The 12,224-nt window shown below is 68.5% G+C and carries 10 protein-coding genes; all 10 read right to left on the reverse strand.

Translation table 11 applies throughout. The features are described from left to right. Positions 1-625: NAD-dependent epimerase/dehydratase family protein (locus tag AC3XYG_RS29560; protein WP_489143459.1), on the reverse strand; the 625-nt coding region annotated here is incomplete at its 3' end. Between the two features lie 36 nt (positions 626-661). Next, a complete protein-coding gene (locus AC3XYG_RS29565; protein ID WP_489143460.1) occupies positions 662-1,435 on the reverse strand; it encodes an SDR family NAD(P)-dependent oxidoreductase in 774 nt (257 codons plus the stop codon). Continuing rightward, on the reverse strand, positions 1,432-2,865 hold the full coding sequence (hydA, locus tag AC3XYG_RS29570) for a dihydropyrimidinase (protein WP_489143461.1): 1,434 nt from the start codon (positions 2,863-2,865) through the stop codon (positions 1,432-1,434). The genes AC3XYG_RS29565 and hydA overlap by 4 nt, the downstream gene beginning before the upstream one ends. Then, on the reverse strand, positions 2,862-4,919 hold the full coding sequence (locus tag AC3XYG_RS29575; protein WP_489143462.1) for a dipeptide ABC transporter ATP-binding protein: 2,058 nt from the start codon (positions 4,917-4,919) through the stop codon (positions 2,862-2,864). Before AC3XYG_RS29575 ends, hydA begins: the two co-directional genes overlap by 4 nt. Continuing rightward, positions 4,916-5,791 carry an ABC transporter permease gene (locus tag AC3XYG_RS29580; RefSeq protein ID WP_489143463.1) on the reverse strand — a complete coding sequence of 292 codons (876 nt, stop codon included), beginning with the start codon at positions 5,789-5,791 and terminating at the stop codon, positions 4,916-4,918. The genes AC3XYG_RS29575 and AC3XYG_RS29580 overlap by 4 nt, the downstream gene beginning before the upstream one ends. A 3-nt stretch (positions 5,792-5,794) precedes the next feature. Next, the gene (locus AC3XYG_RS29585; protein ID WP_489143464.1) at positions 5,795-6,808 is read right to left on the reverse strand and encodes an ABC transporter permease; all 1,014 of its coding nucleotides are present in this window, start codon (positions 6,806-6,808) and stop codon (positions 5,795-5,797) included. Positions 6,809-6,872: 64 nt separating this feature from the next. Continuing rightward, a complete protein-coding gene (locus tag AC3XYG_RS29590; protein ID WP_489143465.1) occupies positions 6,873-8,543 on the reverse strand; it encodes an ABC transporter substrate-binding protein in 1,671 nt (556 codons plus the stop codon). Positions 8,544-8,792: 249 nt separating this feature from the next. Next, complete coding sequence (locus AC3XYG_RS29595) at positions 8,793-9,815, reverse strand: GlxA family transcriptional regulator (RefSeq protein ID WP_489143466.1); 1,023 nt, start codon at positions 9,813-9,815, stop codon at positions 8,793-8,795. Positions 9,816-9,983: 168 nt separating this feature from the next. After that, positions 9,984-10,811, reverse strand: coding sequence for a beta-keto acid cleavage family enzyme (locus tag AC3XYG_RS29600; protein ID WP_489143467.1), 828 nt, complete (start codon positions 10,809-10,811; stop codon positions 9,984-9,986). Further along, positions 10,804-12,224, reverse strand: a 1,421-nt coding sequence (locus AC3XYG_RS29605; protein WP_489143468.1) for an oligopeptide/dipeptide ABC transporter ATP-binding protein, incomplete at its 5' end; no start/stop codon positions are given. The genes AC3XYG_RS29600 and AC3XYG_RS29605, both read right to left, overlap by 8 nt.

The following is a 12,224-nucleotide window of genomic DNA, read 5'->3' on the forward strand; positions in this document are numbered from 1 at the left end:
CATGCAGGAAGTTGCGGCTTTCCGTCGCCCGGTCCATCGGGCCGTAGACCGAGGCCAGCCGCACCGACAGCGCGGACAGGCCGAATAGATCGGCGTAGCGGTCCACGACCATCTCGGCGGCGAATTTCGAGATGCCGTACAGCGTCAGCGGTGCGACATAGCCATCCTCCGGCAGCGGCTCGCCCGCCCAGTCCGGCCCGTGATGGCGGTAGACCGAACCGGAGCTGACATAGACGAAGCGCTGCACCGTGCCGCTCTGGCGGGCCCAGTCCAGCAGCCGCACCGTCCCCATCAGGTTGACCTCGACGATGCGGGCCGGGTCCTCGGCCTCGGGCTGCAGCCGGGCGAGGGCCGCATTGCCGCGCGAGATCGGCGTGACGGTCGCGCCGTGGACGATGGCGGTGATGCCGTGGCCGTCCAGCGCCGCGGCCCATTGCGCGGAGTCGCGGACATCGCCGGTGACGATCGTCAGCCGGTCCCGCACCGGGGCGAAATACCGTTCGGCCATGGCGTCGAGCCCCGACCGGTCGAGGATGACGGCGCGGGCCGCCGGGTCACGGTCGAGCCATTCCCGCGCCACCACGCTCATGACGAAACCGGTGCCGCCGGTCACGAGAAGGGTCATGTCACAGCCTGTCTTGAGCCGTTCGAAGGGATGGGGTCACCGTGCGGCATAGCCGCCATCCACCAGCATGTCGGTGCCGGTGACGAAGGATGCGTCGGACGACAGCAGGAAGGCGGCCGCCGCCGCGATCTCGTCCGGCCGGGCGATCCGGCCGAGCAGATGGGCGGGGCCGAGGGCGGCATCGGCGGCCTCGAGGTCGGGCCAGCGCTGCAGCAGCCGCGCCGTCGCCACTGCGCCGGGCGACAGGCTGTTGACGCGCACCCCCTCGGCGGCATGGTCCACCGCCATCGCCTTGGCCAGATGGATCAGCCCGGCCTTGGCGGCGCAATAGGCCACGGCCTGGCCGGTCGCGACGTGGCCGAACTGCGAGGCGATCAGCACGACCGAACCGCCACCGCCCGCGGCGATCAACGGCACGGCGAATTTGCCCATCAGGAAGGCGCCGGTCAGGCTGACATCGAGCTCGCGCCGCCACTGCGCCTCATCGAGATCGACCACGGTCCCGTCGATCGAAGGTGCCGCTGCGTTGTGCACCAGGCCATCGAGGCGCCCGAACCGCCTGGACGCCGTTTCGACGGCATGGTGGGCGAAGGCCGGGTCCGTGACGTCGCACAGCACCGCCACAGCGGCCGATCCGAACGGATCGGCAACGGAGCGGACGGCGGCCTCGTCCCGGTCGGCGCAGACAACCATGCCGCCCTCGGTGACGCAGCGCCCGGCGATCGCCGCGCCGATGCCGCTGGCCGCGCCGGTGATCAGCACCACCTTGCCCGCGAGGCGGCGGGCGAGAGGGAGCTCCGCCGCGATCACGACCCGAGAACCTTCGACAGGCCCTGCTGCGGCGGGAATGGCCGCTGCCGGGCGATGAACCGGCCGCGGCCGGGTTCCGACAGGATCTTGCCGTCGTCCCAGACAAGGTCGCCGCGCGAGATCGTCATCACCGGCCAGCCCCGCACCACCTGACCGGCATAGGGGGTGTGGTCGACGGCATGGTGCAGCATCGCATTGTCGATGGTGACGACCCGGTCCGGATCCCAGATCGCCAGATCCGCGTCGGAGCCAACCGCGATCACCCCCTTGCGCGGCGCCAGGCCGAACAGCCGCGCGGGCGCCGCAGCGGTCAGGTCGGCGAATTTCTGCAGCGAGATCCGCCCGCCATTGACGCCGGCCGAGAACAGCAGCGCCAGCCGCGTCTCGATGCCCGGGATGCCGTTCGGCACGCGGTGGAGCGGCGTGTCCGGGCCGCCGGCGACCTTGTCGGCATAGTTCCAGGGCGAATGGTCGGAGGAGAAGATCTCCAGCGTGCCGTCCAGGATGCCGCGCCAGATCTCGGGCTGGTTCGACTTGTCGCGCGGCGGCGGCGTGCAGACGCAGGTCGCGCCGGACAGGTCTGGCGTGTCGATATCTTCCGCCGACAGGAACAGATATTGCGGGCAGGTCTCAGCATACACCGGCAGGCCGCGCGCCTTCGCCCGCCGGATCTCCTCCACCGCGCCGGCCGCCGCCACATGGCTGATCAGGATCGGCGTCTCGATCAGCTCCGACAGGCTGATCGCCCGGTGTGTCGCCTCGCGGTCGCCGACCTCCGGATGGGCCTGCACATGGTAGCGCAGCTGGGTCTTGCGCGCGGCGACGAAGCGTTCGGTCAGCCAGCGGATGCAGGCGTCGTTCTCGGCATGCACCATCACCATCGCCCCTTCGGAGCGCGCGAGGTCAAGGACGTTCAACACCTCGTAATCGTCGAGCTTCAGCCCGTCATAGGTCAGGTAGACCTTGATCGAGGTGCAGCCGGCGGCGATCAGTGCCGGGATCTCGTCGCGCAGCACCTCGGCCGAGGGGTCGCCGACGATGAGGTGGAAGCCGTAGTCGATATGCGCCTTCGGGCCGGCACGGTCGTGATAGTCGGCGACGATCTCGCGCAGCGACTGGCCGCGCATCTGCATGGCGAAGGGCACGACGGTCGTGGTGCCGCCGCACAGCGCCGACAGCGTGCCGGTGCGGAAGTCGTCCGCCGTGGACTTGCCCTCCCAGGGCTGCTGGTCCATGTGGCAGTGGCTGTCGACGCCGCCGGGCAGGACGAGACGCCCCTCCGCCGAAATCTCACGCCCGCCCACCGGCAGGCCGGGGGCGATCTCGGCGATCAGGCCATCGCGGACGCCGATGTCGAGCAGCTGCGTCCGGTCGGGCAGCACCACGGTGCCGCCGCGGATGACAAGGTCGAAGGCGGGTTCACGGCTCATTCGGTCACACCAGCGGGTTCGGCGGGCGCCGGGATCGCGAACACCGGCGGCGCGGCGCGCAGCTGGTCCAGTTCGATATGGCAGGCGATCTCATGCGTCGCCGACAGGTGCCGCACCGGCGGCGGCTGGGTGTCGCAGATCGCGCCCAGCTTGCGGTGGCAGCGCGTGGCGAAGCGGCACCCCGGCGGCACGTCGATCGGGCTGGGCGTTTCCCTGGTCAGCCGGATCCGCTCGCGCGGCGCCTCGTCCGGGTTGGGGCTGCGGATCGCCGACAGCAGCGCCTCGGTGTAAGGGTGGGTCCTGCCGCCGAAGACCTCCTCCACCCGCCCCTGCTCCATGATCTTGCCGAGATACATCACCACGACCTTGTCGGCGACATGCCGCACCAGGGCGAGATCGTGGCTGATGAACAGCATGGTGGTGCGCTTCTCCCGCTGGATGTCGAGCAGCAGCGTCACCACCGCCGCCTGCACCGACACGTCAAGGGCGGAGACCGGTTCGTCGGCGACGATCAGCGTCGGGTCGGCGGCGAAGGCGCGTGCGATGGCGATGCGCTGCTTCTGGCCGCCGGACAGCTCGCTCGGCTTGCGCTCGGCAATGGCGGGCGACAGCCGCACCATGTCCAGCAGTTCGCGCACCCGCTGGTCGATCGCGGCCTTGCCCCGGCGGACGCCGAACTTCCGGATCGACCGGCGGATCGAGAAGGCGGCCGGGTGCGACGGGTTCAGCGTGCTGTCCGTGTTCTGGAAGATCATGTGGATCGATTGCAGCATTTGCCGCGGCCGTTGCCGGGCCTGCAGCGCCGCGATGTCCTGCCCGGCCATGCGGATTTCGCCCGACGTGGCATGGTCGAGGCCGGTGACGATCCGGGCGAGCGTGGACTTGCCGCAGCCGGATTCACCGACCAGGGCGACGATCTCCGCCTCGCCGGCGTCGAACGACACGGCCTCGTTCGCCTGCAGCGTCCGGTGGCCGCCGATGTCGTAGCGCTTGGTCACGCCGGACAGTTCGATCGCCACCACCGGAGCCTCGGCAACAGCCGCCTCCGGCGGCGGGGTCCGCCGCGGCCGCTGCACATGCTGCCACTGGGTGCAGCGCACGAGATGCCCGCCCTCCCCCGCCGGCTGCAGCGCCAGGCCCGGCTTGTCGCAACTGCCGGCGACGAAGCTGGCGCAGCGCGGGGCGAAGCCGCAGCCGACCGGCCGCTCCTGCGGCAGCGGGATATGGCCGGGAATGGCGGCGAGGGTGCGGCTGCGCTTGTCGCTGCCGATATCCGGGATGCAGTCGATCAGGCCCTGGGCATAAGGGTGGCGGGGCCGGCGGAACAGCCGGCCGGTCTCGCCCTCCTCGACGATCTCGCCGGAATACATGATGCCGAGCCGGTCGCAGCTTTCCGCGATCAGGCCAAGATTGTGGGAGATGAACAGCAGGCTGGTCGAGAAGCGGCGCCGCAGCTCGCCGATCAGGTCGATCACCGCCGCCTCGACCGTCACGTCGAGGCCGGTCGTCGGTTCGTCCAGTAGCAGCAGCGCCGGCCGGGCCAGCAGCGCCATGGCGATGACGACGCGCTGCTGCTGGCCGCCGGACAGCTGGTGCGGATAGCGCTTCAGCATGTCGCCGGCATCCGGCAGGCGCACATCCTCCAGCATGGCGGCCGCCATCTCCATCGCCTGCCGCCGGCGCGCGTTCAGGTGCAGGATCGGCACTTCGGCCAACTGCGCCCCGATGGTCTTGACCGGGTTCAGCGCGCTCATCGGGTCCTGGTAGACCATGGCGATGCGCCGGCCGCGGATGGCGCGCAGTTGCCGGCCGGTGGCGCCCACCAGCTCCTGCCCGTCGAAGCGGATGCTGCCCCCGGCGATGATTCCGGTGCTGCCGAGATACCCCATGATCGCCATGGCGGTGGTGCTCTTGCCGCAGCCGGATTCGCCGACCAGACCATAGCTTTCGCCGGCGCCGACGCTGAAGGACAGCCGCGGCACCGCCACGACGGTGTCCTCCTTGCCGCGGAATTCGATCCGCAGGTCGCGGATTTCGAGCAGGGGTTCGGTCATGGTTTCCAGGCCTCCCGCAGCCCGTCCGCCAGCAGGTTGAAGCCAAGCACCAGGCTGACGATCGCGAAGGACGGCGCCAGCGACATCAGCGGCCAGACGGTGAGGACGGTGGTGCTTTCCTTGACCATGCCGCCCCAATCCGGGTTTGGCGGCGGCAGTCCGAGGCCGAGGAAGCCGAGGATGCCGATGGTGATGATGGTGTAGCCGATGCGCAGGCAGCCATCGACGATCAGCAGGCTGCGGCAGTTGGGCAGCAGCTCCACCAGCATGATGTACAGCGTGCTTTCGGCCCGCAGCCGGGCCGCCGCGACGTATTCCTGCTGCTTGAGGCCCAGCACCAGGCCGCGCGTGATCCGGCCGATGCCGGGGGCCGAAGCGATCGTCGTCGCGATGACGATGTTGAGGATCGACGGCCCGATATTGGCGATCAGGATGACGTAGACGACCAGCACCGGGAAGGCGAGGATGATGTCGGAGAACCGGCTGATGATGGTGTCGGCCCAGCCGCCGAAATAGCCGGCCATCATGCCGAGCGCGATGCCGACGACCATGGCGACACCGACCGACAGCGGCGCCACGATCAGCACGGTTCGGGCGCCGAAGACCAGGCGCGCCAGGATATCGCGGCCGAGGATGTCGGTGCCGAGCCAATGGGCGGCCGACGGGGTGGGATCGACCATCGCCATGGCGTCGGACTCGGTCGGCGACGGCAGCGGCAGGATCGGCGCCAGCAGCGCGGCGGCGATCCAGAAGCCGACCAGGCACAGCCCGACAACAGCGGTCCGCGACCGGAACACCCGGGTCCATCTCGGCCGCGCGGCCCGCCGGGCGGCCGCGGGCTGGGTGTCGGCGATGTCCTGCTGCAGCGCCATGGCTCACCTCAACCGGATGCGGGGATCGAGCAGCATGTAGCCGAGGTCCCCGGCGAACTGGGTCACGACAGCCACGGCCACGGTGATCAGCGTGGCGGCCTCCAGCGTGGCGATGTCGCCGAACATGCTCGCCTCCAGCAGCAGCCTGCCGAAGCCGGGATAGGCGAAGACCAGCTCGGTGACGACGACGCCGCTGATCAGAAAGTTGATCTGCAGCAGCAGCACGGTGAAGGGCGCGATCATCGCGTTGCGCAGCGCATGCCCCAGCACGACGCGGCGCAGGCTCATGCCCTTCAGCACGGCCGTGCGGATGTAGGGCCGTTCCATGACGCCGATCATGGAGACGCGGATCATCCGGGCGACGTAGCCGAAATCGTAGATCACCAGCACCGCGACGGGCAGGACGAATTGCGACGGGATCGGCCAGCCGCTGTCGGTGTCGAGCGGGCTGGTGCCCGGCAGGATCGGCCACAGGATGACGAAGAGCGTGACCAGGAAGACGCCGGAGGCGAATTCGGGGATCGAGGTGAAGGTGATGCAGATGACCGACAGCGTCCGGTCCAGCGCCCCGCCCTCCTTCAGCCCCGACAGGACGCCGAACACGATCGACAGCGGCACGATCAGCAGGAAGGCGAAGCCAGCCAGGACGGCGGTGTTGCCCAGCCGGTCCCAGATCACGTCGTTCACCGGCAGCTTGTTCAGCGTCGAATAGCCGAAATTGCCGAAATACTGCGCGCCGCGCGGGTCGGTGAAATGGAGACCGGTGGCCGGGTTCTGCAGCGGGTCCGGGATCGCGCCGACCAGGACGCCGAGCCAGCGGCTGTAGCGCAGCAGCAGCGGATCATGGGCGTTGAGCTTCGCCGACAGCAGGTCGACCTGCTGCTGGGTCGCGAACGGGCCCAGCGACTTGCGGGCCACGCTGCCCGGCGTGAACTCGCAGACGACGAACACCAGGAACGATGCACACAGCATGGTGAGCAGCATCATCCCCAGCCGGTTGAACAGGAATCTCGCCATGGGCCCCATGTTTCCCGTGTGACGTGCGATCGGCGGGCCTGCCCGTGCGGGCAGGCCCGGATCGTCAGGCCGCGACGGCGTAGCGATGCGCGAAGATGTACTGCGACGGGTGCAGCTCGAAGCCCTGCACCTTCTTGTCCATCACGGTCGAGAATATCCGCCAGAATGGCTGCACGATCGGCCCGTCGTCCTGCATGATGGCCTCGATCTTCGCCATCACCTTGCTGCGCTCCTTGGGGTCGAGGATGCCTTCGGCCTGGGTCAGCAGCTGGTCGAATTCGGGGTTGGAGTAGTTCGACTCGTTCCAGGCCGCATTGGTGCGGTAGGCCAGCGACAGCGTCATGATCGCCAGCGGGCGGTGGCCCCAGGCGGTCAGGCTGAACGGGGTCTTGGTCAAGACCTCCCAATACTGCGCGCTGGGCAGCGACTTGATGTTGATCCTGACGCCGATATCCGCGAATTGCTGCGCCAGCACCTGGGCGGTGTTCAGCTCCCAGATCGGATCCGGGCGCGTGACCATGTCGAATTCGAAGCCGTCGGGATAGCCGGCCTCGGCCAGCAGCGCCTTCGCCTTCTCGACATCACGCGGGTATTTCGGCAACGCCGCATATTCGGGGTGCATCGGCGAGACGTGATGGTCTTCCGCCGGCGTGCCCGCGCCCAGCAGCGAGGTCTGGATCACCTTGGCGCGGTCGATGGCGAGCCGCATGGCCTGCCGCACCCGCTTGTCCTTGAACTGGTCCACGTCCGGGTGCATGCGGGCCACGACGGTCTGGCTGGTCTCGACCTTGTGGACCTGCACATGCGGGAAGGCCTGCATGGCGTTGATCTGCACCGCATCGGCCTCCGACAATCCGTCCACCTGCTTCGACGCCATGGCGGCGATCGAAGCGGCGGGGCTGTCGCCGAGATCGACGAATTCGAAGCTGTCGAGATAGGGGCCGTCGCCCCAATAGTCGGTGCGGGCCTTGTACTTGGCGTTCTTGCCGACGGTGAACTCGACCATCTCGAACGGGCCGGTGCCGTTGGCGCCGGGGCCGAACACGCCGTTCTCCTCCGGGTCGAGGATGAACATCGGGTAGTGGAACAGGTGTTCCGCCACGGCGATCTGCGGCGCGAAGGCGTTCAGCCGGACCGTGTGGTCGTCGACCTTCTCGATCGCGGTGTCGGACCAGAGCTTGCTCACCATCTTCGGGTTGCCCTGGTCGTCCTTCTCGCCGCTGTCGACCGGCTGGACGAGATAGCCGGTGAAGAGCCCGAGCATCGAGGACCCGATCGCGGGGTCGCAGACCCGCTTCAGGTTCCAGACCACATCATCGGCGGTGAGGGGCCGGCCCTTGCGCCATTTGATGTCCTGGCGCAGATGCAGCGTCCAGGTCTTCAGATCCTCGCTGACCTCCCACTTCTCGAGCAGATAGGGGTGGGTGATGTTGTCGCGGTCGGTGAAGGTCAAATATTCGCAGACCTGGCGGATGACATTCGACCGCTCCGCGAAATCGGCGAGATGCGGGTCCTTGATCTCCATGCAGCGCATGCCGATCCGGAGGTTGCCGCCCTTCGGCAGCCCGTCGGCCAGGGCCTTGGCCGAGGGATCGGCCAGGCCGGCGATCGAATAGGCGGTGGCGGCCGAGAGCCCGAGCAGCGTGGACCGGCGCAGGAAATCCCGGCGGTTGATGGCCCCGTCGGTCAGCTGGTCGATGAGCGTCGGGATATAGGGGTGTGGATGCGTGCCCAATGCCGAAGTCTCCGAGTTGTTCGTGACGCGTTGCGCCTTGTTTTTGCTTATTTTTTTAGACAATAGCAGGGGCACTGCGCCGGGCTTGCCCTGGACGGATGCAGTGCTTCTGTCTGTCGATTGAGATGCACGGTACGGGGGAATGCCCCCTGGAAGAATGCACTGACCCGACGCACGCTATGCGCCATCCGACATCACCGCCGATGATGCCTCTGGCGCTGTCTGCCGCCCGCCCGCGCCGCCGACGCGTCAGGCGTCCGGACGGTTCGGGGCGGCCGCGCCGCCGGGCGCGTCGGCCTTGCGCGTGGCCGCGGGGCTCTCCTGGAAATGCTGGCGGTAGAACCGGCTGAAATGCGACGGCGATTCATAGCCGCAGACATCGGCGATCTCGGCCACCGCGAGGTCGGTGCGGATCAGCAGTTCCTTCGCCCGCGACATCCGCAGGTCGATGTAGAACTTCGACGGGCTCTTGTTCAGATTGGCGTGGAACAGGCGTTCGAGCTGCCGAGTCGAGAGCTTGACGCTGTCCGCGAGTTCCGAGATCTCGATCGGGTCGGACAGGCTGCTTTCCATGCGGCGGATGACGAAGCCGAGCTTGGCGTTGCGGATGCCGAAGCGGTCCTCCGGCTGCATCCGCTGAGCGTCGTCCTGGCGGCGGATGCGCGGATGGTTGAACTGGTCCGAGATCTGCGCGGCCAGTTCGCGCCCCTCGATCGCCGCGATCAGGCACAGCATCATGTCGAGCGTCACCGTGCCGCCCGATGAGGTCAGGAAGCGTCCGTCGATCACGAAGATATCGTCGGTCGCGAAGCACTTCGGAAACTCGCTGCGGAAGCTGGCGAGCGATTCCCAATGCACGGCGCAGCGCCGGCCTTCCAGCAGCCCCGCCTTGGCCAGGTAGAACACCCCGGTGCTGACCGCGCCGAGGATGCAGCCTTCGGAATAGAGGCGACGCAGCCAGGCGAAGATGTTCGCGTCATAGCTGTCGGTGAAATTGATGCCGGCGCAGACGATGACGATGTGGCAGCGCGGCCCCTCGCCCACCTTGCAATCGGCTGGGACGGTCAGCCCGCTGCTCGACCGGGCGTCCGTGCCGTCGGCGGAGATCACCACCCATTCGAACACCTTTCGCTTGGCCAGCCGATTGCCCTGCCGCAGGGAATCGAGTGCCGCCGCGAAGGTCATCAGCGGATAATCGGGCACCAGGAAGAAGCCGATCCGGATCGGCCGGTCGCTGTCAGCGAGCTTCTTGAGCGAGGTGGGTTCCGCCATGACGGTGTCCCCGGAAAGCGATGCCTATTCTCTATGCAAGTTCGAACTTGCTCCTGAATGAAGCATGCGGCGGGCGCAAAGGACAGGCCTTCGCGGGTGTCATGGCGGCACCATGCGTTCGGGCCGGTGCCCAGCATCCATTGCGCGGGCGGCTCCGTCGGGGACGCCCTAGATCGGCAGGGACCGGATCGCGGCCGCCGTCAGAAGCTGGAAGCCAAGACTTCCGATGGCGGTCGCGGCGCTCTGCACCAGCGCCGCATTGGTCGCCGCCATGCGGCCATCCGGAAGAAGCAGGTTGTTCTCGAACCCGACCCGGATGTGGCCCTCCAGCAGCGCCGCCGTCGTCACGCAGGCCGTCTCATGCCGGCCAAAGGCGCAGACGCTCCAGTGGCGGAACCGGGGAATGTCAGGCGCGAGGAACGGTAGCAGATCGGTTGGCACCGAAATCTGCCCGGCCGAATAGCGGCCGAGCACGAACAGCACGGGGACATGCTCCCACGGCACCAGGCCGCGGCCGATCAACTCGGCCAGGCGGAGGACCTCGCCGGGGTCATAGAGGATGATCTGCGGCATCACCTCGTGCCGTTTCATCCAGTGCAGCAGATCGGCGAAGTCGGCTTCATGCGAGGGATCGGGCACGAGTTCGCGCAGCGCCAGCGACACCGCCTCCGGCTTCACCGCCTTGACCACGGCGATCTGCTCGGCGGGTGAATAGAGCCCCAGCGCCTCGCTGGTAATCTGCACCACCAGCCGGGTGCCGACAGCTCTTTCGATTGCAGCGATGACCTGGGCATAGGCCTCGGCATCCAGCAGGTGGCTGCCATCGGCCTTGCGGACATGGACATGGATCATCGCCGCCCCGGACTCGGCGCATTCGGCCGCCGTCCGGGCCAGCTCGGCCGGACCCAGGGGAAGGCCTGGATGCTGCGCCTTGGTTTTCGTTCCGCCATTCGGGGCGACGGCGATCGCGACACCGCGGGCCGGTTGTTCATCCATGGTCGACCTGCAACTCCAGCAACGTGGCAGGCGGAATATGGCAGTAGATCTCATGCCCGTCTGCCGCCCGCTGATAGGACGGCGCCCGGTCCCGGCAGATGTCGCCGACGACCCGGGCGCAGCGGTGCACATAGGGACACCCCCGGGACGGGCCGATGGCCTCGGCGCCTGCGGCCTTCGGCACCGCCGGTCGCCCCTGCCCCGCCGACAGCAGCGCCTCGGTGTAGGGATGCAGCGGCCGCGCATACACCTGCGCGGCGGAACCGATCTCCATCGGCTTGCCGCGGAACAGCACCACGATGCGGTCGCTGATCTGCCGCACCAGCGCAAGGTCGTGACTGATGAACAGCACCGCGGTCCCCGTCCGGGTGCGGACGGCCTGCAGCAATTCGACGATCGCGGCCTGCACCGACACATCGAGCGCCGAGACGGATTCGTCCGCCAGCAGGACCCGGGGCTGGCCGGCCAGGGCTCGCGCGATCGCGACACGCTGCCTTTGGCCGCCCGACAGGGCCCGCGGCCTGCGGCCGGCGAGCGCGGGCAGCAGCGCCACCAGCGACAGCAGCGCGCGCACCCGGGACGCCACCGCGGCGCTGCGGCCGGGCGCGGCCTCCAGCTTCCGGACCGCCCGCCGCAGGGCCCAGCCGATGGTGTGGGTCGGGTTCAGGGTCGAGTCCGGATTCTGGAACACCATCTGGACCTGGCGCAGCAAAGCGGCGGTCCGCCTGCGCACCGGCAGCTTCGCCACATCCAGGCCGTCGATCAGGATCGAGCCCGAGGTCGCGACGTCGAAGCCGGCGATGATCTTCGCCAGGGTCGATTTGCCCGAGCCGGATTCGCCGACCAGCCCGAGGATCTCGCCCTGCCGGATTTCCAGGTCGATGTCGTCATTGGCGACGAACAACTCGCCGCCCGAGCCTGGATAGCTCTTGCGCAGCTGCTTGATCGTGATGACCGCCGGGCCGGTCGACGCGGCCCGCGTTTCCGGCCGGTCGGTCGCGACGACGGCATCCGGCAGTTCGTTTACCCGCGCACAGCGGACCTTGTGGCCGTCGCGCAGGTCGCTGGCCGCCACCGGCCTATCGCACAGTCCGGCGACGTGATGGTCGCAGCGCGACCCGAACAGGCAGCCGACCCCGCGTTCGGCGGGCGCCGGCACATGGCCGCGGATCGGCTGCAGCACGGCGCCCTGCCCCGGCAGGCAGCGGACCAGCCCCTGCGTGTAGGGATGCCGTGGGGCGTCGAAGATCTCGCCCGCCGGCGCCTCCTCCACCAAATCGCCGGCATACAGCACGCCGACCCGGTCGCAGGCCTTCGCCACCAGGTGCAGGTTGTGCGAGATGAAGAGCAGCGCGGTGCCGAAGGCGTCCTGCAACTCCCCGATCAGCTTGACCACGGCGGCTTCGACCGTCA

The sequence above is a fragment of the Inquilinus sp. genome (genome assembly GCF_057815775.1).

Coding starts and splice junctions, on each gene's coding strand:
- hydA (WP_489143461.1), bottom strand. CDS start 2,865: ATGAGCCGTGAACCCGCCTTCGACCTTGTCATCCGCGGCGGCACCGTG.
- AC3XYG_RS29580 (WP_489143463.1), bottom strand. CDS start 5,791: ATGGCGCTGCAGCAGGACATCGCCGACACCCAGCCCGCGGCCGCCCGG.
- AC3XYG_RS29600 (WP_489143467.1), bottom strand. CDS start 10,811: ATGGATGAACAACCGGCCCGCGGTGTCGCGATCGCCGTCGCCCCGAAT.
- AC3XYG_RS29575 (WP_489143462.1), bottom strand. CDS start 4,919: ATGACCGAACCCCTGCTCGAAATCCGCGACCTGCGGATCGAATTCCGC.
- AC3XYG_RS29595 (WP_489143466.1), bottom strand. CDS start 9,815: ATGGCGGAACCCACCTCGCTCAAGAAGCTCGCTGACAGCGACCGGCCG.
- AC3XYG_RS29585 (WP_489143464.1), bottom strand. CDS start 6,808: ATGGCGAGATTCCTGTTCAACCGGCTGGGGATGATGCTGCTCACCATG.